This window comes from Burkholderia sp. Ax-1719, assembly GCF_011753055.1.
Lineage (GTDB): Bacteria > Pseudomonadota > Gammaproteobacteria > Burkholderiales > Burkholderiaceae > Paraburkholderia.
In genome coordinates, this window is the sequence record NZ_VWWJ01000001.1 from 196388 (window position 1) to 218650 (window position 22263).

Genomic DNA, 22263 nt, shown 5'->3' on the forward strand with positions numbered 1-22263 from the left:
TTAACCCTGCTTTAAACGCGCTTCGAGTCCGTCGCGCACCTGCGGCCATTCATCGTCGATGATGCTAAAGCGCACCGAATTGCGTTTGCGCCCATCCGGCATGATGCGCTCGTGCCGCACGACGCCCTCCTGCTTCGCGCCCAGACGCGCAATCGCCGCACGCGATTTCTCGTTGAGTTCGTCGGTCGTGAATTGCACGCGCACGCATTCAAGCGTCTCGAACGCATAGGTCAGCAGCAGATACTTCGCCTCGGTATTGATCGACGAGCGTTGCGCCGAAGCCGACAGCCACGTATGGCCGATCTCCAGCTTGCGATTGACGCGGTCGATCTTCCAGAAGCGCGTGCTGCCCACCACGCGGCCACTGTCGCGCGCGACGATCGCGAACGGCATCACCGTGCCCGCGCGCTCGCCGTCGAGCGCTTTGGCGATATAGGCGTCGACCGTGGTGGGCCCTGGCACGACGGTGACTTTCAGATTCCAGAGTTCGCCGTCGGCGGCGGCTTCAACCAGCGCGGCGGCATCGGCTTCGCGCAGTGGGCGCAGTTCGACCGTTTTGCCGGTCAAGGTGGGTGTGGTGTTCATCAGATAAGCATTCAATTCAAGCGGAAGGGTGATGCGGCGCGTCGTCGTCGCGGCGCAGCAGGCGGCCCGCATTGGCGATCACGACGAGCGTGCCCACGTTATGGAGGATTGCGGTGGCCACCGCGCTCAGCGCGCCGAGCGCCGCCAGTGCGATCACGGCAACCGTCCAGGCGAGGCCGATAGCGGCATTGGTCGTCGCGATCCGGCGGCATGCGCGGCCAAGGCGAATGCAGTCCGGCAGACGGCGCAGATCGTCGGCGAGCAGCACGACATCGGCGGAGGCCACGGCGATATCGACGCCGCGTTCGCCCATCGCCACGCTGGTCGAGCCAGCCTTGATCGCCAGCACGTCGTTCAGACCGTCGCCCACCACGAGCGGATGATGGCCCGCGTCGATCTCGGCGAGCACGTAGTCGAGTTTGTCGTGCGGCAGCGCCTGCGCCACCACCGTCTCGATGCCGACTTCGCCCGCGAGCCGCCGCGCGACGCTTTCGCGGTCGCCCGTCACCAGCGCCTCGCGCGTGATGCCGAGCGCGCGCAGATCGTCGAGCGCGGCGCGCGCCTCTGCACGCAGCGTATCGGCGAAACCGAACCACGCCAGCAGGCGGCCATCGAGCGCCAGGCCCGCGCACGGCCCGTTAATGTCAGCGGGCGCGGCGGGCAGCGCACTCACATGCTGCGCCAGCAGATCCGCGCGTCCGAGCACCGCGACGCCTTGCGGCGTCTGCGCAATCACACCCAGCCCGCGCAACTCGCGCGCTTCAGCCAGCGGCTCAGCAGCCGAAGCGCCTGCAACGCTTTCGCGCACCAGCGCGCGGCACACCGGATGCGCACTACTCATCGCAAGACGCGCCGCCAGTTCGCGCGCCTGCGCTTCGTCCACGCCCGGCTGCCACACCGTGCGCGTGAGACGCAGCTCGCCATGCGTGAGCGTGCCGGTCTTGTCGATCACCAGCGAATCGATCTCGGCGATCTTGTCGAGAAACGCGGTGTTGCGAAACAGGATGCCGCGCCTCGCGCCCGCCGCGATCCCGGCGATGGCCGTCGACGGCGCGGCCAGCACGAGCGCGCACGGGCAGGCCGCAACGATCACCGCGAGCATCGCCTGCGCATTGGCGCTCACGAACCAGACGATCGCCGCAATCAGCAGCACGAGCGCGAGATACACGTCCATATAGCGTTCGAGCGCCTGCGTGATGGGCGGCTTGGCGGCTTCCGCGCGCTGCATCAGCTCGATCACCTTGCCCAGCGTCGAGGCTTCGCCCACCTGCGTGATTTCCACGCGCAGCGGCCCGTCCAGATTGATCGCGCCGCCATAGACGCTCGCGCCCTCGTTCGCATCCTGCGGCAGCGATTCGCCCGTGATCGGGCCGTTGTCGATGCTCGAACGCCCCTGGCGCACCACGCCATCGGCGGGAATACGCGCGCCCGGCAGCACATCGACCAGATCGCCCTGACGGATCGCCTCATACGACACTTCCTCGATCTCACCCGATTCGCGCACGCGCCGCACCTTTCCCGAAGTCAGGCGGCCAAGCGCGCGAATCGCTTCCTGCGAGCCCAGCACGCTGCGTTCTTCAAGCGCGTGACCGAAAGTCATGACGATAGGCAACAGCGCCGCGGTCGTCATGTCGCCGACCGCCCAGGCGCCCAGCATGGCAAGCGCGATCAGGCGGTCGGTCACGCCATGCAGGCTCGGCGATCTGAGGCTGTGCCAGGCGCCCGCGAACACGGGCGGCGCGACCACCAGCGAAGCCGCCGCCGCCAGCAACTGAGCGACGGTCGCGTCGCCGCGCGCACCGGCGGGCGAGAGCCACGGCCACGCCAGCGAGAGCAGCAGCAGGCCGCCCGCGAGCAGCGCCAGCAGCGTGTGGCGCGTGATCGCGCGGCGCTCGGCGGCCGACAGCGCGAGCGCGGAAACGTCCTGTTGCTGCTGCGAAGCAGCGTCGTCACGCATATCGGCGTGATGCGTCAGCGGTTCATACGGCGTCGTCATGGCGCGCGCCCCGGCAGCACCAGACTCGACGCGTCGTTCGGGTCCAGCGTCGTCACGCGCGCGGCCTTCGCCAGCACCGCCTGCACGCGATCCCGATAGGCGCGCGCCACCAGCCCCGGGTCGTGGTTGTCGGCCAGCGCCGCTTCGAGCTGCGCAATCGTCGAGGTTTCCGATTGCGCCTTCGCCACCCGCTCGGCGGCGCTGGCCTGAGCGTCCTGGACGATGCGGTCGGCGTTCTGCTGCGCGCCCTGGCGGGTCTTTTCGGCGATGGTGCGGGCCCTGGCGACATCGCGCTCGGCGTTCTGCATCGAGTTGAGCACGGCGTTGAAGGCGTCGATGGCCGAAGCTGGAAACGCGGTCTGCACATCCACGCGCGCCACTTCTATGCCCAGCCCGGCGTGCGCGGCGGCCAGCGCGTCGAGATGGCGCTGGATCGCGCTCGCCAGGTCGCCGCGCAACTGCTCGCGGCGCACGGCCATCTGCTGATCGGCGGAAACCATTTCGGGGCGCGCGACCAGGATCGCGTCGAGGTCGCGCCGCGCCGCCGTCTCCACCACGGCGGCGGACACCACGCGCTCGATCGCCGCGTCGAGATGCGCGAGCTGCAACGCGTACGCATAGGGGTCGCTCACGCGATAGAACAGCGTGGCGCTCAGTTGCACGACGCCGTTGTCGCCGGTGAGCACGTAGCCCGAACCGGCTTCCGCATCGCTGTCGAGGCCGAGCGTCGCCGGTGCGCCGGGATCGCGTTCGAGCGCAGTCACGCGATGTTCGAGCACGCGCTGGCTGCCCGGCACGAGTTGCACATCTTCGAAGGGACGCGGCCACGCCACCAGCAGACCCGCGCCCTGCTCGCGCACATATGCTCCGAAGCGCGTGACGACTGCGCTGCTGTCGGCGGGAATGCGGCGCACGTTCGAGCTCGCCCAGGCGAGCGCGGCCACGACCGCCAGCGCCGCGATGAACCAGAACGACAGGCGCACCGTTTGTGCGCCCGGTCCGAGCCTGGGTTGAAACCCAGGCTGAATCTCTGGCTGAAGTTCGGGCGCGCTCATCGGCTGTGTCCGTGGCTGGATGCGGGCGCATTGCCGGCCGTCACGCTGTTCGCGGGTGCGCCCATGCCCGGCGGCCCTTGCACGAGGGCGCGGAACGGCGCGGCATCGGTGCGCAGGATCAGGTTGGTGTTCGTATTGACCACCGTGCCGAGCGTGTCGAGCGAGCGCAGCATGGTGTAGAGCTGCGGGTCGGCGGCGTAGCTCTTGCCGTAGATCGCCGCGGCGTCCTTGCGCGATTGCGCCTCGATATCGGCGGCTTTGACGTTGGCGTCGGCGATCAGCACGCGCGCGTCGCGGTCAGCGTCCGAGCGGATCTGCGCGGCTTCGCGGTTGCCTTCGGCGGTGCGCTGCGCGGCCACGGTTTCACGTTCGGCGCGCATGCGCTCGACCGTCGCGGCCAGCGTCACGGCCGGCAGCGTCAAGCGCTCCAGCCCGACCTGCACCACATGCACGCCGTAGGCGGCATAGACCTGTGCGTCCACCTGGCGGCGCAGCGCCTCTTCGAACGCGCCGATGCGCACCTGGCCGGGATCGGTATTGACGAGCGACGCCAGATCGAAACCCGCCGAGGTGGTCTGCAAGGCCGATCCCACCAGCGAACGGATCTGCCGGGCGGCTTCGTCGGGTTCGTTGCGCACCGCGCGCACGAAGCGACCGATATCGGTCGCATTGGCGGGCACGCGCCACGCCACATAGGCCTGCACGATGATGCGCAGGCCGTCGCGCGTGCCGACGTCCTGCAGGCCGCTCGACGTCGTGTGCAGACGCAGGTCGACGGGCACGGCCGCTTCGATGGGCGCGGGCAGACGCCAGGCCAGCCCCGGTTGCAGCAGCACCCGCACCGGGTCGCCGAAACGCGTCACGACCGCCGCCTCGCCCTCGCGCACCTGCACGAAGCTCGCCACCACCAGCGCGACGATTACGCAGAGCGCGGCCAGTGCCACGCGCAGCGCAAAGCGCGGACGGTTCACGGGCGCGCCGGGCTGGCCGTGCGAATGTCCGTGATGATGGTGACCGTGATGATGATCGCCATCGTGGCCGCCATGCTTGTGGTCATGTGCATCGCCGTGTGTATGAATGAAACCCACGTTCAGGTCACCTTGCTTAAGATTGATTCGATACCCCGCACGTGCCCGGACACTTACCACGCGGGCCGCACGCCTTTCGCACCTGCCAGGGCGGGCGTAAGCGGACGCAGGTCGAAGGTCGCGCGACCGCCGCTCGCGAGTCGGTCGTCGATGATGGTCAGATTCGCGTTCTGCAGGCCCTTTTGCAGCGCGTGCAGGTAGTACTCGAAGGCGAACGCCGGGCCGCCCAGGCCCTGGGCGATCACGTCGGCGTCGAAACCGGCCTGTTGCACGCGCGCGGCCGCCAGCGCGTCCGCGCCGTTCGCGCTGCCTTGCGCGATGGTCTCGATGGCCTGTCGCTGCGCGCCGCCCACGGTCGCCGCCGCGAAGCCGCGCGCCTCGACCACGCTCGCTTCGGCGCGAATCTGCGCGGCCTGCACGCCGTGATACGCCGCCGCCGCGCCCGCCGGCGGATGCACGCTCTCGATCACCACCGCCACCACCTCGACTCCGCCGATCGCGCGATCGAGCTCATGCTGCACGACGCCGCGCAGCGTCGCGGCCATCGCGGTCTGCGGCGTGTCGAGCAGCGCGGGCAGCGTGCGCGACGCGAGATACCGCACCACCTCGCGATTCGCGATCGCGCGCACGGTCTGGTCCAGGTCGACTGCGCGGTAGAGCGCGGCGCGCGCCGCCGCGTCGGACAAACCGATGCGGTAGTCGAGGCGCACGTCGGCGCTGACGATCTGGAACGCCTGTTGATCGCCGCTGGTGCCCGCGATCACCTGGGTCGTCTCATACGGATGCGCGACGTCCCAGAGGCGGTCGAGTTGCGGCGGTGTGCGGCCATCGGCGGACAGGGCGGCGGTAGCGGGAACGCTGCGCTGGCCCGCGCTGGCATCGTCGCCCGCGCTGCCCGATACGATCAGCTGATGGATCGCGCCGTTGTCGATCACGCGCGCACGGCCAAACGGCCAGGGCAAGCCGACGTGCAGGCCCGGCTGCCACACCGCGACCGGCGCGCCGAAACGCTCGTAGACCGCGCGCTGATCGGGACCGAGGACCGTCACGCCACCCAGCAGCCAACCCGCCAGCAGCATAAGCGCGAAGGTGGCGGGCAACAGACGCGCGAAGCTTTGCAGCGCCCAGTTCTGGCGCAGGTCGATGCCGTAGCGCGCGCGCAGTTGCTCGTCGAGCGCCGCGAGCGGGCGCGCATGCGGACGCAGGGTTTGCGCGATGGTGCTGGAGAGCATCCAGCTGTCGCCGGCTTGCGGCGCGGGCGCGGAAAACCACGCCCACGCCGCGCGCACGGCAAGCTCGACCGCTACCGCGCCGCTCAGTACAGCGGCAATGCGCACGAGCCAGGTGGGAGATACGCCGGCAAAAGCGATCAGCGCAAGCGATGCCGCCGCGCCCAGCGCGGCGACGAGGAGCACGCGCAGCAGCGCCGCCAGCGCGACGGGCGCGTCGGATACATCAGCGCGTTCGGCGTAGTGAGCATGCATGCGCTCGACCAGCAGTACGCCGAAGGCCAGCGCGAACGCACACGCGAGCGCAACGAAGAGCGGCGCCTGTGCGTTGCCGGCATCGGCCTGAAATGCGGGACGCTGCCACGCGAGCACGGCGAAAGCGAGTGAAATCAGGGCGAGCAGCGGCGCGACGCAAGGCCGCCAGGGCAAGGACCGCAAGAGCGCGTGGACATCGGGCGTGGCGGGCGAGTCGAATGGATCGGAGGCATCGGAGAGGATGGTCGCGGCGGACGCTTCGGCGTTCTCGCTTTTACCTTTTTTGCCTTTGCCGGTGTCATGCCGCAAGGCCAGCCGCGCGAGAGCAAGCAACGTCTTCCAGAGCGGCACACGTTCGGCGGCCGGCACCGTGATGCGCTCGACATAAAGCCGCGTGCCGATCACGGCGATCAGCACATCGAGGCTTGCACTCGCCAGCACCGCGCACCAGCGCGCATCGAAGGGCAGCCCCGATGCCAGCGCCAGCACCCCGCTCACGACGGCGAGCCCCAGCGCGCAGGCCCCCAGCCGGGTCTGGCCCACGCGAGCGGCGAACCACCCGTGAGCTTCGCGATTCTCGCGCGCTGCGCGCTGCACCATCAGGGCTCCTTACAGGGAATTTACGACGATTGCGACGATCGCATTAGCATGAAAGGCCCGGCGCGGCGTGGCCCAGGCGCGCCCCAATGTAGCGCGCTCGATTCGGAAACTCAACCTTGACGCGCGCGAGCGGCCCGCGCCGCGGCCCGCACACGGGCGCACCGATGCACTGGGAATCGGCGCACAATACGCGGATCCATCGAGGCAACGACGACGGGGTATGACGGTCGTGGCAGACGTGGCGGTCGTGAAAATCGGCCCGCCGCGGGCCAAGGGCAACGTTCGGCAATGTTCGGCAACGACCGGCAACGAACTCGCCCCTTCGCGCCGCCCATCCACAACGACAACAACGCATTCAAGGACGCAACACGCTACCCATGGACGGCTTGCTGATCGCACCGGCGACGCGCAGGCAGGCGCTCATCGCCAGCGCCTGCGCGCTCGCGATCCTGCTGACGCTCGCGCTGGCCGCGCCGCGCGCGCACGAGGCGCTGCCCGCCGTCGCCCCGTTCATGCCGATGTGCGCGCTCACGGTATTTACCACCTCGGGCATCGCGGCCTTTCTGCTGGGCGCGCGGTTTGCCGCCACGCGCGCGCCCATGCTCGGCGCGCTCGGCGGCGCTTATGCGTTCACCGCCATCGCCGTGGCGCTGCAGTTACTGATGTTTCCTGGCATCTTCACGCGCAACGGTTTGCTGGGCGCGGGGCCGCACAGCGCCGCATGGATGTGGATCTTCTGGCACGCGGGCTTCCCGCTACTCGTGATCGTCGCCGAACTGGTGCGTTCGCGCGCGTCCGGCGACACGTCGCCCGTCCAGCCCAGGATGAGCGCAGGGCGCGGCTGGCGAGGCTGGCGAGACTGGGTATTGATCGCCGGTCCCGCATTGGTCGCCGCGCTGCTTGGCGTGCTGGTCGCGCAAGTCGATATGGTCGAACCGTGGCGCGCTTCCACGACCGCGCCGACGCTGCAGCAGCCTGTCAGTCTGACGACGCATCTGGTCGCGAATCTCGCGGGGCTGGCGATCTGCGCGCTCAATGTCGCCGCCATCGCCGTGGTGCTGCTCAAGGGACGGCTGCGTCTCGTACTCGATTGGTGGATCGTGGTGGCGCTGCTCGCGTCGTTCGTCGACGCCGCGCTCAATACCCTCAGCATCGAACGCTTCACGCTGGGCTGGTACGTGGCGCGCATCTTCAGCATGCTCGCGCCGGGCGTGCTGGTGTGCGTGCTGGTCTGGGAAGTCACCACGCTTTATCGGCAGCTTGCGGAAGTGCATGCGTCGCTCGTGCGCACCTCGGCACGCGATGCGCTCACGCGCGTCTACAACCGCAGCTACTTCGACACGCAATTCCTGCTCGCCTGCGAGCGCGCGGCGCAGCAGGCGCAGCCGCTCTCGCTGGTGATGATCGACGTCGATCATTTCAAACGCTACAACGACGCCTATGGCCATCTGCACGGCGATGCGTGTCTTGCCGCCGTAGCCGGCGCACTCGCGCGCACGCTGCGTCAGGGCGATTTCGTCGCGCGCTATGGCGGCGAGGAATTCGCGCTGGTGTTGCCCGATACGGATGCGCAGGATGCCTGTGCGATTGCCGAGCGCGCCCGCGCCGCCGTCGTCGAACTGATGATCCCGACGCCCGCGGCCAGCGGTCAGATCACCGTAAGCGCGGGCTGCGCCACCAGCAGCCTGGCGGACGCCACCGTGACGCCCAACGCGCTAATAGAAGCCGCCGACGCCGCGCTCTATACGGCCAAGCGCGCAGGACGCAACCGCGTCGCGCTGGCGGATTCGAATGGCGCGAACGGCGCCGCGTCATTGGCGTCGCCGCTATCGTCCGGATGAAGTGTCAGGAGCGACGCGCTGGGTGCGCCAGCACTTCAATGCGCGCAAGTTGTGCACACAACTCCGCTACCACGGGTTGCCAGTCGCCTAATACTCTCTGGCGCAACAGTCGCATCGATGGATACAGCGCCGTCGTTCGCTGTGCGGCGTCGCCCCATCGCCAGTCGGAGACCTGCGCGAGCAGATTCCACACCGGGACGTCGAGCGCGCCGCATAGATGAGCGGGAGCGGAATCGATGGTGATCACCAGATCGAGTTGCATGACGATGTCCGCCAGGTCGGCGAACGACCGCACCGCCGGCGCGGCGTCCACGACATGATGGCGCGCGAGTATCGCCTGCTCGGCTTGCGTCAGTGCGCCAAACTGAAGCGAGAAAAACTGGATCTGCGCCTGAGCCAGCAACGGTTCGAGCACCGGCAGCGGGATCGAACGAAATGGTTCGTGGCGGCATTGGAACCAGGTCGCATTCGTACTGCGCCAGACGATGCCGATCTTTATTTTCCCTGGCAGCGGCTCCAGACGAACCGGATTCTTCCTTATCTGCGCAGGTCTCATGTAACCCACGCGCGACACCTTCGGCGCGTCGGGTGACCGATAGCGCAAGTTCATGATATTGCCCAGCATGAGGCAATCGCATTGGGCAAGCTCGTCGAAGGTTCCGGTCTGATGGGTCACGGCTAGCGCCGCATTCGAGACCAGCTCACGCAACGATTCTGGCGTATTAACGCATATCTGGCTCGCCCCTTCCGCCAGCAGATTGTCGATATTCCGGAACTGCTCGATGGCGTCGCCTTGACCGCCCGCCAGCACCATAAACACGCGCTTGCCTTCGACCGTATCGCCGTCTTCCAGCAGTCGCTCACGAAAGAGCGGGATGAACGCGGCGCGCGCGGGGTCCGCGATCGTATAGCAGCGTCGGCTGTACAACTGTTTCTCGATCTCCGCGCTTTCTTCTATCTTGCCCAACTGGTTCTTTACCGTGGCAAGCTCTGCCGACACCCGCCGCGTGAGCGCTTCTCCCGGCGCGAGTGAAGGCAAAACACCCGACAAGGTGTGCTCCGCCTGAGCAAACCAGCCGATGCGAGACTGGCAGATCCCAAGCATGACGTGATCAGCGCCTGTCACGGCTGTGCGCTCCAGCTGCGCGGCCAGTTCGAATGCCGCTTCGACGCGCATTGCGTCGCAATACTGGTGAAACTGAATCACACGACCTTTGAAGTCATCCATGCGCGCCCCCGCTTATTCCGCCAGCGGCCCCGAACCCGCCGGCAGATGCGCGAGCGGATCGACCGCATGGCTGCCCTTGCGCATTTCGAATTGCAGCAGCGCCTGCCCGCCGCCACGCGCGCCCATCTCGGCGATGGTCATACCCTGCGTGACCGCATCGCCTTCGTGAACGAGGATCTTGCGGTTGTTGCCGTAGGCGGTGACATACCCGTCGTCGTGTTTGACGATGACCATCAGGCCATAGGATTTGATGCCGTCGCCCGCATAGACCACGCGCCCCGAAGCGACGGCCTTGATCGGCATGCCCGCACGCCCGGCAATCTCGATGCCGCGCGCATTGTCCGCACCGAATTCGCGCACCACCATACCGCTGACGGGCCAGATGAATTGCGCCGCCTTCTGCGGCGCGGACGAAGGCCCCGCGACCGCAGCCGCAGCGGAGGCGGCTTCCGGAGCGGTGCGCTGCAAAGCGGTCCAGTCGGGCGGCGATACTCGCAGCAACTTCGTCATCGGCAAGCTCGCGCCTGGCGCAAGCCCGTTCCACCGTGCGATCTCTTCCGGCTTGCGCCCGAAGCCGTAGGCCACGCTATCGAGCGTATCGCCCGGTTGCACGCAGTAATAGCCCGCAACGGCGTTGTTGCAACTGGCTGTGAAGAGGGTCATGTCGGCGCCGCCCTGAAGTGCGCAGCCCGACAGCGCGGCGCTTGCGGCAAGCAGGCCCCCACAGGCCGCCCGGCTCCAACGCGTACTTGTGCTCGATCTCATTAATTCGTCATCCTGCGTTTTTTATAGAGCCGAGCATTATGGAAGACGCGCGTCAGGTTCTATCCTGGTATTCGGCGCGCACATCGATCGCTCTCGTGCGAATCGGTGGCAGCAGCGTTGACAGTGCCGCGTCAGCCCTGACAATCCTTTACAACACTGCGCGAAAGTTGGTCAGAACACGCCGAGCATCAGTCCGGCCGCGAGGCCCGCACCCAGTTCGGCGCAGCGCGCCAGATCGTCCGCGCCGATGATCTTGGGCGCGAGGATGCGCTCGGGCGTCTGGGCATGCGTGCAGACAATGAGGCCATCGGCGACGGGCTTCAGGCGCCAGCCTGTTGCGATGCGCTCGACCTGACGCAGCGCGTTCTGGCCGTCGCTGCCCGCGCAGATCATGGCCGCATAGGGGCGGCCGTTCAGGCGATCGAGCGCCGGGTAATAGCAGCGGTCGAAAAAGTCCTTCATGAGTCCGGCGATGGCCGCGAGATTTTCGGGTGTGGCGAACAGATAGCCGTCGGCGGCGAGTACATCGGCGGGATGCGTCTCATGGGCGCGCTGCAGTTTGACCGTCAGCGCTGACGCATTGCCTTGTGCCTGTGCGGCCGCGGCCGCCGCTTCGGCCATCTGCTGTGTGCCTCCGGTCACCGAGTGATAAACGATCAGCAGCGTCTTCATGCTTGAGGGCCTTCCTTGAGCCAGCAGCCGGGATGGCGCACCGCGCGCAGCGATGATACCGCCCGCCCATTTCGCGTACCATCCGCTCATGCCTACCTACATCGCCCTTGCTGCGTGCCGTGAACGTCGGCGGCACCGGCAAACTGCCCATGCCCGAACTGCGCGCGATGTGCGAAGCACTCGGCTTCGTCAATGTGCGCACTTATATCGCCAGCGGCAATGTCGTGTTCGAAAGCCGGCTGACGGCGGCAAGCGTCAGGAAGCAACTCGAACAAAGCCTCGCAGCCTATGCCGGCAAGCCGGTGGGCGTGCTGCTGCGTAACGCCAAAGAAATGGCCGCCGTGCTCGCGAACAACCCGTTTGCCGACGCGCCGCCCGAGCGCACGGTCGCGATCTTCCTGGACGCCGCGCCCCCCGCCGATGCGCTCGACACACTCAGCGGCCAGGGCACCGAACAACTCGCGCGTGGCAAGCATGAAATCTACGTGTTTTATCCCGACGGCATTGGCCGCTCGAAGCTCAAGATTGCCGCGGCCAAAGACGGTACGGCGCGCAACATGAACACCGTGGCGACGCTCGCGCAATGGGCAGCAGAGTAAGCACCCCCTGGCAGAGTCCAGCAGAATCACCCACGCCGCATCGTCCGCAGCATTGGTGTCACGCAACGCGCCTACGATGGTTCGTTTCTCTTGAGGAGACGTGAAAGATGTCGCTTCCTTACGGCTACGCGAAGGGCAAGATCGTGACCGCGCCGCAACTCAAAGCCACGCGGCGGCCCCATGAAGTGCAGTATCACCTGCACTTCGGCCTCTCGGTGGCGGGCGCGCAATGGGATGTCGCGGTCAACGTCGGCACCACCGATGCAGACGACCTGCTCAAGTACAAGCTGCTGTTCGATTTTCGCCATCCGGTGCTGGCCACGCTCAAGGAGGCCGCGTCGGGTTCCCAGGACCTGACCGGCCAGGCAGCGTTGCCCGCGATCGACTTCCAGCGCAGCGATTTTCTCGACAATACGGGCAAGTGGCGCGACAGCGACGTGATGGACGGCACCGACGCCGTCGAGCCGGTCGCCACGCTCCAGCGTCTTTTGCAGCGTGCACAGCAGGGCGGTAATGACGTCTATGTGTTCGGCCGCTTCTACAGCGAAGGCGATGGCGTGCACGACGTCCACATGAACCAGGGGTCGAAAGGCGCGTTCATCCACCGTCCCGGCGATGACAGCAACGACCACAACGACATCTGGCAGGACGGCGCACTGCTCGTCGATCTGGGCGAGCCGCAATGGGCGCTCTACGTCGCGGCATTCGACCAGCAATATGTGCCCACCGACGATCTGGGCAATCCCACGGCCGACTCGAAGCCGATTTCGTGATGGGGTTGTGATGGCTGCGCGCGCCCGATCCGCCTAGTCGAAAGTGGCGAGTGTGGCGAGCGCGCGCTTGAGCGTCTGCACGGCGCTCACCGATGTGATCCCCTGACGCGCGGGAAAAAATCCCAGTTCGACACCCTTGGCATCGTCGTGCGCGAGCGTTTCGCGGCACGACGCATGCACCTCGTTGGCGCCCATGCCTTGAACGATGCGCGCGACATTCGCCTCCGAAACGCCGCTGCCCGGCATGATGCCGATACGGCCCGCCGCCTGCCGCGCCAGCGCGCCGAGCGCCGCCAGCCCGTCTTCGGCGCGCGCCGCTCCGCCCGAGGTCAGCACACGCTCGAAACCCAGCGCAATGGCCGCTTCGAGCGCGGCGGCGGGATCGGGAACGAGATCGAATACGCGATGCAGCGTCGCGCCAAGTCCTGTCGCATGGGCGCGCAATGTTTTCAGCAGCGCCACGTCGAGCGCGCCATCGGGCAAGGCTGCACCCAAGACCACGCCCGCGAGTCCCGCGGCGCGCATCGCGTCGATCTCCGCCAGCATCGCGGCGACGTCGGCGGCCGTCCAGACGAACGCGCGCGCATGTGGACGGATCATCGCGTAGACCGGGATCGGCGCGCGCGACGCCGCTGCAATCAGCCCCGGCGTGGGCGTGAGTCCGCCCAGATCGAGCGCGGAACACAATTCGATCCGATCCGCGCCGCCAGCAATGGCGGCGTCCAGACCATCGGCGCTATCGACGCAGACTTCGAGCAAGACGGGCATGGTGATCCTTTTCGTTTTTGTGGTGAGTATTTACGCTTGCCGCGCGAGCCAGGCCGCGCCAATCAAGCCGCCTTCGTCGCGATAACGGCCCGGCACGACGAGCGCCTGTTCGCGCCGATGCAGCACGCGGGCGCGTACCGCCAGATCGAGCCATGCAACCAGCGCGCCCGCCGAAGCCAGGCCGCCGCCCACGGTCACCACCGAAGCACCTGTGACGTTAACGACCGCGGCAAGCGGGTCCGCAACCAGTTCGCGCCAGACCGCTAGCGTGCGGGTAGCCGCGGCGTCACCCTGCTGCCAGGCGGTGATGATCGCGTGGCTGTCATGCGACAGGCCGCGCAGATGCCCATGCAGATGCGCATGCAGGCGTTCGATGCCGCGCGCACCGCCGATCGTATCGACACAGCCGCTCTGCCCGCAGCCGCAGGCAAAGCGCGGCACATGGAGCGTTTCGCCATCGATCACGCACTGGGTATTCACGATCGGCCCGTGGCCCCACTCGCCCGTCACGCCGCCCGCGCCGCGAATCAGCCGGCCATCGGCAACGAGGCCGCCGCCCACGCCCGTACCGAGCACGGCGGTGAACACCACGCGATGGCCTGCGCCCGCACCCGACACCGCTTCGGCGAGGGCAAGGCAATCAGCGTCATTGGCGGCGTACACCGCGCGGTTCAGGCGCATCGAAAGCGCGTTCGCCAGCGGGCGGCCGGTGATGCAGGGAAGATTCGCGGAGAACGCCACGCCGTCGAGCGGATCGACCAGCCCGGCGATGGAGAGCGCAAGCGGCGCACGATGTTGCGCGGTGTCGAGATGCGCGTGCGCCGCGAGCATGCTGGCCAGCGCATCGGCGAATTGCGTCCAGTCGTGCGCGGGCGTCGGCTGCTTCGCGAGCAGCGTGAGTGAGCCATCCGGCGCGCAGGCCGCGAGGCGCATGAACGAACCGCCGATATCGGCGGTGTAGATCGCGGTTTGATGCGTGGCTTTGCTGGAGGAAGTGACAGGGTCGGGCATCGGGCGCTCGTTCGGTAACACGCCCGCGCAAAATGCGCGCGCCGCCGGGAGACTTCCAGGCGGCGCGGGAGGGGCGCTATCTTGCCCCGTACTTTACGCGTGCTGTCGGCGCTCGGCGCTCGGCGCGACGTTATGCGCTTACGCGCGGCCCGCATTGCGCGACGACGGTGCGCAGACAGCCAATCGCGTGCTCGACGTCCTGCGCCGTGGTGTAGCGGCCAAAGCTGAAGCGCAGCGTGCGGCTGGCTGCTTCGGCGCTCAGGCCGATTGCGCTCAGCACATGCGACGGCGCGCCCGACGCCGAATTGCACGCCGAAGTCGACGACACGGCCAGATCGGCGGAAAGCATGAACGGGAAGAAGCCGCTCGAATCGATCGTGAGGCTCAGCGTGTGCGGGATGCGGCGCGCGTTGCGTGCGTTCTGCGTGACGATGTCGAGATCGCGCACACCGTCGAGCAGTTGCTGCGCGAGTTGCGCGATGCGCTGCGTGTCCGCGTCCATCTGCTGCGCCGCCAGCGCGCAGGCCACGCCCATGCCGACGATCTGGTGCGTCGCCAGCGTACCCGAGCGCAGGCCGCGCTCATGGCCGCCGCCGTGCATCTGCGGCGCGATACGCGCGGCCGCCTCGCGGCTCACATACAGCGCGCCGATGCCCTTGGGCCCATACACCTTGTGCGCCGACATCGACAGCAGGTCGATGCCCATCGCCTTCACGTCGATCGGCGTCTTGCCCAGCGCCTGGGCCGCGTCCACATGCAGCAGCGCGCCCGCTTCATGCACGATCGGCGCGATGGCCGCGATGTCCGTGAGCGTGCCGATTTCGTTGTTCACCAGCATCAGCGAAACGAGGCCGGTGTCGGCGCGCAATGCGGCCTTCACGGCTGCGGCGGTGATATTGCCGTCGGCGTCCGGGCGCACCGTGCTCACCTGCATGCCGCGCTGTTCGAGGCTCGCCATGGTGTCGAGAATCGCCTTGTGTTCGAGGCAACTCGTGATCAGATGACGGCGCGTGGCCGTTTCGGCAAAACCCTTGAGGGCGAGATTGTTCGACTCGGTGGCGCCCGAGGTCCAGACGATTTCATCGGCTGCCGCGCCAATCAGCGCCGCCACCTGGGCGCGCGCCTGTTCGACGAGGCCGCGCGCCTTCACGCCCGCCGCGTGCGAGCTGGAGGCCGGATTGCCGAATGCGCCGTCCATGCCCAGGCACTCGCACATGGCCGCGATCACGCGCGGGTCGGCCGGCGTGGTTGCCGCGTAGTCGAAGTAATGCAGTGTGTCGCCCATTCTGTTTTGCTCTTTGCGTTGCTCGATGCGTTGCGCGCGGGGTCGCGCGCTTGCGTCTGATGCGTCTGGAATGGGGACTTATGCTACGCGGCGCTCCGTAGAAAGTGGTTCCAAATTAAGCCGCGCCTGCGCATCGGCGAAGAATTATTTTCTCTTTGGCGCGCGCAAGCGAGGCATTGGCTGCTGCAGCGAATCCGTTATGGCGTCACCGGCTGCTGTGCTGCGTCGCCCAGATGCTCCGTATGCATGGCGGTCAGGCGCGCCAGCAGGATGCCGTATCCGGTCAGATGGCCCAGATAAACGCTCGTGTACACGCCGGCCGCCGGCAGCGCTTCAACCAGCGCATGCAGCGCCGACATCGGCAAAGGCTGCATCGTCAGGCCAGGACGCTCGACGCGCAGATCGGCGACCTGCGCAAGCTGGCGATGCGCGTCGACCAGGCGCGCGAGGCCGTGGCGGAAATCCTCTTTCCATTGCGCATTCAAGGTTTCAAATTGCGCGTTGAAGGTATCGAAGGTCTCCAGGAAATTGACCACGGAGTCGAACAGTTCGTGATAACACCAGAACAGCGGCGTGCGCACGCGATTGCGTTCCAGGTGCGGCGATACCCACGACTGCGCGAGATCGGCCTTGAGCAGATCGTGCGCCTCTTTCAGATTGCTGCTGGATTTACGCAGCGCCGCCGTTGCCGTGCGCAATTGCGAATGGTCCAGCGTGCCGCTGGCAATCTCGTCGAGCAGTTTGAGCGCGCGCTCATTGCCTTCGTTGACGAGCGTATTGGCCCAGAAGCCGTGATCAGGCGGAAACACGACCTGCTGGATGATGAAGCCCAGCAGCATGCCCAGCACCACGCCAATCAGGCGCTGCTCCAGCAGCGGAATATGCTCGCCGGTATAGAGCACCAGCGTCATCGGCACGGTGATGCTGGTCATCTGGAACACCGAAGGCTTTACGCGCACGATCGCAAAGATGACGATCGGCAGCAGCAGCACGCCCAGCCAGAGATGCGGCGCGGTCAGCCAGATCAATAACGTGCCGATGGGCATCGCCACGAGGTTCGAAGTCACGCGCTTATAGAAATAGCCGCGCGCGGCGGAAATCGAGCTGCCCAGCGCCAGCGTGAGCATGGTCGAGCCGGCAAGCGCGACGGCCGCGTCCGGATAGCCGTAGTGATAGGGAATCGCAAAACCAATCCACATACCGAGCGTGAGCTTGGTGTACTTCGCCATTTCGGACAGCGAGAAACGCGCGAGCGCGCGGCGAAATGGCGTGAGCGGTTTGTGGAAATAGGTATTGGGCGTCATGGCGGCAATCGGAGATTCTGGCGAGCAATATGAAGCAGCGCCTTAAAGCCAAGATGCTAATCGACGCGCGTGTTTTCCTGTTCATTCTCTTGCAAGAGCGCACCGTCTGAAGCGTCACCTGCCGTTAGCAAACAGCAAGACGACTGTCAGCAATGAAACACGCGCTTACTCGTTAAATCATCATACGAATTCCATTTAATTCCTTTTAAATCAGCGTTTTCCCGCATTCGCGTACCTTGCGATTTATTTTCAATTTCTTTCGAGTTTTTATCCCTTACCGTCATGCCAGCTGTTTGACGTTCGCAATGCGAACCACTTTTGCGAACTTTTATCAGGCTTTTCAGCTGGGGTAGGCCCATGACGATAACAACGAGCGTCTCTACGAGCGTCTCGATCTGTCTGCCCACGTACAATCGCCCGGATCTGCTGATCCGCTGCATTGAATCGTGTCTTGCGCAGACGCATTCGAATATTGAAATCGTGATCGGCGACGATTCGCCGGACACGCATACCGAACAATTGATCGCCCAGCGCTATGCGCACGATGCACGCATTGTTTATCGGCGCAATGTTCCGGCGCTGGGTCAGGCGCGCAATGTCGCGAGCCTTTTCGCACGCGCGGGCGGCGACAAGATCCTGCTGATTCACGACGACGACTTTCTGCTCGACACCGCCGTCGAGCGGCTATTGGCGCAATGGACGCTCAATCCCGGTATTGAGGTGGCGTTCGGCAAACAATATGAAACCGATGCGCAAGGGCATATCGACCAGGCTGCCAGCGAACGCATGAATCGCGCCTATCACCGCACGCACGAAGCCGCCGGCGTGCAGCCGATTGCCGGACGCACGGGCATCGTGCAGATGTTTCCGAACAATGGCTGGCTGGCCGACGCCGCGCTCGTGAAGCGCATCGGCTATGGCGATAACGACGGCGCGCCGTTCGCGGTGTGCTGCGATTTCGTGTTCGGCGTGCGGGTCTGCCTGGCGGCGCGCGGCGTCTGTTATGTCGACGATTATGTTTCGTGTTATCGCAAGACCGAGGTATCGGTTTCGCAGGCCACGCGTCGCACGCCCAGTGCATCGTCGCTGGCCGCCTGGCATTTTCTCGAAGCCCTGGAGCTACCGCCCGAACTCGAACCGGCGCGTCGGCTGGCGTTGCGGCGGCTCGTGCCGATCGTGGTCTCGCTGCTGGCGCGCAATCGCCAGGCGCGCGCCGGGCTGAATCTGGCGCTCACGCATCTCTATGCGTACCGGTTTGGCCTGAGCGTGCGGCTCTACTATCACCTGCTGATGATCTGGAAGAGCGCGTGGCTCGCCAGCACGCCTGCGCCCTTGTTCGACAGCGAGGAACAGGTCGTGGACGTCTCGCGTACCCGTATTCCATGAGGACGATTCAGGCTGAATAGCGTGCGACATTCAGCTTAAGCGCAGCCTTCGGCCATTCCCGCTAGTATGTCAATCCGATGTCCGTAGCGTGGCGGGACCGCGCCCGGTCAGGATCAAGACTTAAACCAGGAGCACGATAAATGTCTGTTCGCATGACGATGTTGGCGGCCGCCGTGATTGCCGCAGGTGTAGCCAGCGCCAGCGCGCAAGCCCAGGTGGCCGGCGCGCAGCCGCTGAGCGTGACGGTCGAGCAATCGCAGGCGCTGCTCGAAGGCTGGAGCGTGAAGAAAAGCGTGCTCGGCAAGGCTGTCTATAACGACGACAACGCCAAAATTGGCACGGTGCGCGACCTGATCGTCGCACCGGACGGTTCGGTGTCGGCGGCCATCGTTTCGGCGGGCGGTTTCCTCGGCGTCGGCGTGCATGATGTGGCCGTGCCGATCGCAGCGCTCGACGTGCGCAACGGCAATCTCTATCTGCCGGGCGCGACCAAGGAAGCGCTCAAGGCCACGCCGGCGTTCCAGTACGCGAAGATCGATTCGCCGCCCAAGCCCAAGCGCGTCGATAGCAACTCGAAGGCCGCGCAGTAATACGGCTTTCCCGATGCGCGGCGTCCTCTCTGACGTCGCGCATCGTGCGGGTGAGCGCGCCTCACCCCGCCACAATCCCCTCCTCGCGCAGTTGGATCCCCGTCCACACCCCCGCCGCGGACAGTTCCTCGATCAGATCGCAGATCGTGCGCCGCACCGCCAGCGAAGCCGAACTCACCGGTAATGCATTGGGCCAGCAGATGCTCGCGGGCCGCCGGATCAGCGGATCGACGATACGCCGCGTTTTAGGCCGTTCCGCGCTCGCGCGCAGGGCGAGCGCCGATGTCGGCAGGATCGTGCAGGCCGCGCCCGACTGCGCCACCGAGAGCAGCATCGGCAAGGAATCGATATCGGCGATGATGTTCAGCGGCACCTGCTCGCGCGCAAACGTGCGCTCCAGCAGCAGACGCAAGCCGTTCGACACGCCGGGCGCGACCAGCGGCACATCCGCCAGCGAGCCGAGCGTACAGGTGCGCGCACGCGCGGACACACCCGGTTCACCCATCAGATAAAGCTCCTCGTCGAGCACGGGCAGCGCCGAGATGCCGGGCGTCGCGGTATCGCGGAACAGAATGGCGAGATCGAGACGGCCATTCGCGAGCAGTTCGTTCAGATAGCCGCTCATGCTTTCGAAGAACTGCAGGCGGATGCCGGGAAAGCGCTCGCGCACGCGCCGGAAAACCGGCATGGCGAGCACCGAAGCCATGGTCGTAGGCAAGCCGATAGCGACCGTGCCCGACTCCGCGCCCACGCCTTCGCGCACCTCCTGGCGCAATTGCTCCATTTGATGCAGCACGAGCCGCGCGTGGCGATACAGCGCCTGCCCGGCCGCCGTGGGCTTCACGCCCTGCGGGCTGCGCACCAGCAGCGGCACGCCCAGATCGTCCTCCAGTTTCGCAATCTGCTGGCTGAGCGACGGCTGCGCCACATAGAGTTTTTCCGCAGCCTTGCCGAGGCTGCCGTAGTCGACGATGTTGACGAAATAACGAAGCTGACGAACGTCCATGGGCCCGGCCCTCGATGCGAGGGTCATAGGATACCCTTATGACCGGCACATTCAATCCATATTTCCGCGTGCCGGAACATTCGCATACAGTCGCCTCATTCCTGATCGAAAAATGAGATGCGCCCGCTCGATGGGCGCAGGAGACGGCGATGCCTGCACCTTCCACTGAGTCTTCCACCGGGCCTGTCCAGTCCGTCAGCGACACGATTTCCCTCGCTCCCGCCGCGGCTCTTGCCGCCACGCTCGACTGCAGCAGCGTGCCGCGCGCCGGCGACGCCCTCCCGCCGATCTGGCACTGGCTCTACTTCTGGTCCGCCGCGCCGCAAGCCGAACTCGGCGCGGACGGTCATCCGCAAACTGGCGGCTTTCTGCCCGATCTGGGCCTGCCGCGCCGCATGGCAGCGGGCGGCCGCATCACTTTCAACGCCCCCCTGAGAATCGGCGCGCAGGCCGAACGCGTTTCGCGCGTGCTGTCGATCGAGCACAAGGAAGGCCGCAGCGGCCGTCTCGCCTTCGTGACCGTCGAACACGAGATCAAGGCCGATGGCGTCACGGCAATCCGCGAGGAGCAGGACATTGTCTATCGCGACGCGGTGCAAGCGGGCCAGCCCGGTCAGACACCCGCGAAGCCCACGCCTGCGCCCGCCGACGCCGACTGGCGACGCGACATCGCGCCCAGCGAAGTGCTGCTGTTCCGCTATTCGGCGCTCACCTTCAACGGCCATCGCATTCACTACGACCGCGACTACGCACGCAACGCCGAAGGCTATCCCGACCTCGTCGTGCACGGCCCGCTGATCGCCACGCTGCTGCTCGATGCGCTCGCGCGCGTGGCGCCCGAAGCCGTGGTGCGCGAATACCGCTTCAAGGCCGTGCGGCCCACCTTCCTCGGCCACGGCTTCGCGGTGTGCGGACGTCGCGCCGAAGACGGCAAACACATCGAACTCTGGGCGCAGGACCACGAAGGCTGGCTGACGATGTCGGCGCAAGCTGTACTGGCCTGAACGCAATACCGAATCTCTTAGCATCTGGACGGATATCCCTAGCCATGACTGAAACGACCGATCAATACCAGGACATTCGCGACGCCGTGCGCGATCTGTGCAGCCAGTTCCCCGACGAGTATTTCCGCAAGATCGACGAGACGCGCGGCTACCCCGAAGCCTTCGTCGACGCACTCACCAAGGCGGGCTGGCTTGCTGCGCTGATTCCGCAGGAGTATGGCGGCTCGGGCCTGGGACTGACCGAAGCCTCGGTCATCATGGAAGAGATCAACCGCAGCGGCGGCAACTCGGGCGCGTGCCACGGCCAGATGTACAACATGGGCACGCTGCTGCGCCACGGTTCGGAAGAACAGAAGCGCAAATATCTGCCGAAGATCGCCAGCGGCGAACTGCGTTTGCAGTCGATGGGCGTGACCGAGCCCACCACCGGCACCGACACCACGAAGATCAAGACCACGGCCGTGCGCAAGGGAGACCGCTATGTGATCAACGGTCAGAAAGTGTGGATCTCGCGCGTGCAGCACTCGGATCTGATGATCCTGCTGGCGCGCACCACGCCGCTTTCGGACGTGACGAAGAAAAGCGAAGGCATGTCGATTTTTATCGTCGATCTGCGCGAGGCGATTGGCAAAGGGCTGACGGTCCAGCCGATTCTCAACATGGTCAATCACGAGACCAACGAGCTGTTCTTCGACAACCTCGAAATCCCGGCGGAAAACCTCATCGGCGAGGAAGGCAAGGGCTTCAAATACATTCTCGACGGCCTGAACGCGGAGCGCACGCTGATCGCCGCCGAGTGTATCGGCGACGGTTACTGGTTTGTCGATCGCGTCACGAAGTATGTTAAGGATCGCCAGGTGTTTGGTCGTCCGATCGGTCAGAACCAGGGCGTGCAGTTTCCCATCGCGCGCTCTTTTATCAACGTGGAAGCGGCCAACCTGATGCGCTTCGAGGCCGCGCGCCGTTTCGACGCTCATCAGCCTTGCGGCGCACAGGCCAATATGGCCAAGCTGCTGGCCGCCGACGCTTCGTGGGAAGCCGCCAATGCCTGCCTGCAATTCCACGGCGGCTTCGGCTTTGCGTGCGAATACGATGTGGAGCGCAAGTTCCGTGAAACGCGTCTCTATCAGGTCGCGCCGATCTCGACCAACCTGATTCTCTCGTACGTCGCCGAACATATGCTCGGCCTGCCGCGTTCATTCTGATCGAGCCGAGGAGACCCC

At 66.0% G+C, this 22263-nt stretch carries 18 protein-coding genes and 2 pseudogenes; 7 read left to right on the top strand and 13 right to left on the bottom strand.

The window, feature by feature from the left end; genetic code table 11:
- The 5 genes from F3J17_RS00850 to F3J17_RS00870 all read right to left on the bottom strand — a co-directional run bounded on the left by F3J17_RS00850 (position 1) and on the right by F3J17_RS00870 (position 6808).
- Positions 1-585 carry a GNAT family protein gene (locus tag F3J17_RS00850; protein WP_167052880.1) on the bottom strand — a complete coding sequence of 195 codons (585 nt, stop codon included), beginning with the start codon at positions 583-585 and terminating at the stop codon, positions 1-3.
- A gap of 16 nt (positions 586-601) precedes the next feature.
- Positions 602-2581 (bottom strand): cation-translocating P-type ATPase, encoded by a 1980-nt coding sequence (locus tag F3J17_RS00855; protein ID WP_167052882.1) that lies wholly within the window; start codon positions 2579-2581, stop codon positions 602-604.
- A complete protein-coding gene (locus F3J17_RS00860) occupies positions 2578-3636 on the bottom strand; it encodes an SPFH domain-containing protein (RefSeq protein WP_167052884.1) in 1059 nt (352 codons plus the stop codon). The genes F3J17_RS00855 and F3J17_RS00860 overlap by 4 nt, the downstream gene beginning before the upstream one ends.
- A complete protein-coding gene (locus F3J17_RS00865; RefSeq protein ID WP_345891106.1) occupies positions 3633-4607 on the bottom strand; it encodes a protease modulator HflC in 975 nt (324 codons plus the stop codon). The genes F3J17_RS00860 and F3J17_RS00865 overlap by 4 nt, the downstream gene beginning before the upstream one ends.
- A 170-nt stretch (positions 4608-4777) precedes the next feature.
- Positions 4778-6808 carry an SPFH domain-containing protein gene (locus F3J17_RS00870; RefSeq protein ID WP_167052886.1) on the bottom strand — a complete coding sequence of 677 codons (2031 nt, stop codon included), beginning with the start codon at positions 6806-6808 and terminating at the stop codon, positions 4778-4780.
- A gap of 377 nt (positions 6809-7185) precedes the next feature.
- On the opposite strand from F3J17_RS00870, the gene F3J17_RS00875 reads away from it, so the two are divergent.
- Entirely contained in the window at positions 7186-8649 is a 1464-nt protein-coding gene (locus tag F3J17_RS00875; protein ID WP_167052888.1) for a sensor domain-containing diguanylate cyclase, read from the top strand.
- Between the two features lie 4 nt (positions 8650-8653).
- Here the strand turns inward: F3J17_RS00875 and F3J17_RS00880 are convergent, their stop codons facing one another.
- From F3J17_RS00880 to F3J17_RS00890, 3 genes are all read right to left on the bottom strand, one after another.
- Positions 8654-9877 (bottom strand): glycosyltransferase family 9 protein, encoded by a 1224-nt coding sequence (locus F3J17_RS00880; RefSeq protein WP_167052890.1) that lies wholly within the window; start codon positions 9875-9877, stop codon positions 8654-8656.
- 12 nt (positions 9878-9889) lie between these two features.
- Complete coding sequence (locus F3J17_RS00885; RefSeq protein WP_240160711.1) at positions 9890-10540, bottom strand: peptidoglycan DD-metalloendopeptidase family protein; 651 nt, start codon at positions 10538-10540, stop codon at positions 9890-9892.
- A gap of 273 nt (positions 10541-10813) precedes the next feature.
- Complete coding sequence (locus F3J17_RS00890) at positions 10814-11314, bottom strand: NAD(P)H-dependent oxidoreductase (RefSeq protein WP_167052894.1); 501 nt, start codon at positions 11312-11314, stop codon at positions 10814-10816.
- Positions 11315-11402: 88 nt separating this feature from the next.
- On the opposite strand from F3J17_RS00890, the pseudogene F3J17_RS00895 reads away from it, so the two are divergent.
- Together F3J17_RS00895 and F3J17_RS00900 are read left to right on the top strand one after the other, a co-directional pair.
- Positions 11403-11913: pseudogene (locus tag F3J17_RS00895) on the top strand (DUF1697 domain-containing protein).
- Between the two features lie 107 nt (positions 11914-12020).
- Complete coding sequence (locus tag F3J17_RS00900) at positions 12021-12686, top strand: DUF2278 family protein (RefSeq protein ID WP_167052896.1); 666 nt, start codon at positions 12021-12023, stop codon at positions 12684-12686.
- Between the two features lie 33 nt (positions 12687-12719).
- Here F3J17_RS00900 and F3J17_RS00905 read toward each other — a convergent pair whose 3' ends face one another.
- The 4 genes and pseudogenes from F3J17_RS00905 to F3J17_RS00920 form a co-directional block, all read right to left on the bottom strand.
- On the bottom strand, positions 12720-13454 hold the full coding sequence (locus F3J17_RS00905; RefSeq protein WP_167052898.1) for a copper homeostasis protein CutC: 735 nt from the start codon (positions 13452-13454) through the stop codon (positions 12720-12722).
- Between the two features lie 30 nt (positions 13455-13484).
- A complete protein-coding gene (locus F3J17_RS00910; protein WP_167052900.1) occupies positions 13485-14465 on the bottom strand; it encodes an ROK family protein in 981 nt (326 codons plus the stop codon).
- Positions 14466-14616: 151 nt separating this feature from the next.
- Positions 14617-15750: pseudogene (locus F3J17_RS00915) on the bottom strand (aminotransferase class V-fold PLP-dependent enzyme); the annotation flags it as partial.
- 197 nt (positions 15751-15947) lie between these two features.
- Positions 15948-17054 carry an FUSC family protein gene (locus tag F3J17_RS00920; protein ID WP_167052903.1) on the bottom strand — a complete coding sequence of 369 codons (1107 nt, stop codon included), beginning with the start codon at positions 17052-17054 and terminating at the stop codon, positions 15948-15950.
- 357 nt (positions 17055-17411) lie between these two features.
- Between F3J17_RS00920 and F3J17_RS00925 the strand changes: the two genes are divergently transcribed.
- Positions 17412-18440, top strand: a complete 1029-nt coding sequence (locus F3J17_RS00925; protein WP_167052904.1) for a glycosyltransferase family 2 protein — start codon at positions 17412-17414, stop codon at positions 18438-18440.
- A gap of 140 nt (positions 18441-18580) precedes the next feature.
- Positions 18581-19030, top strand: coding sequence for a PRC-barrel domain-containing protein (locus tag F3J17_RS00930; RefSeq protein WP_167052906.1), 450 nt, complete (start codon positions 18581-18583; stop codon positions 19028-19030).
- Positions 19031-19091: 61 nt separating this feature from the next.
- Here the strand turns inward: F3J17_RS00930 and F3J17_RS00935 are convergent, their stop codons facing one another.
- Complete coding sequence (locus F3J17_RS00935; RefSeq protein ID WP_167052908.1) at positions 19092-20036, bottom strand: LysR substrate-binding domain-containing protein; 945 nt, start codon at positions 20034-20036, stop codon at positions 19092-19094.
- 149 nt (positions 20037-20185) lie between these two features.
- Here F3J17_RS00935 and F3J17_RS00940 point away from each other — a divergent pair, with 149 nt between their 5' ends.
- Both F3J17_RS00940 and F3J17_RS00945 read left to right on the top strand, forming a co-directional pair.
- A complete protein-coding gene (locus F3J17_RS00940) occupies positions 20186-21040 on the top strand; it encodes a MaoC family dehydratase N-terminal domain-containing protein (RefSeq protein WP_167052910.1) in 855 nt (284 codons plus the stop codon).
- A gap of 44 nt (positions 21041-21084) precedes the next feature.
- A complete protein-coding gene (locus tag F3J17_RS00945) occupies positions 21085-22245 on the top strand; it encodes an acyl-CoA dehydrogenase family protein (protein WP_167052912.1) in 1161 nt (386 codons plus the stop codon).
- The last annotated feature ends 18 nt before the right edge of the window (positions 22246-22263 follow it).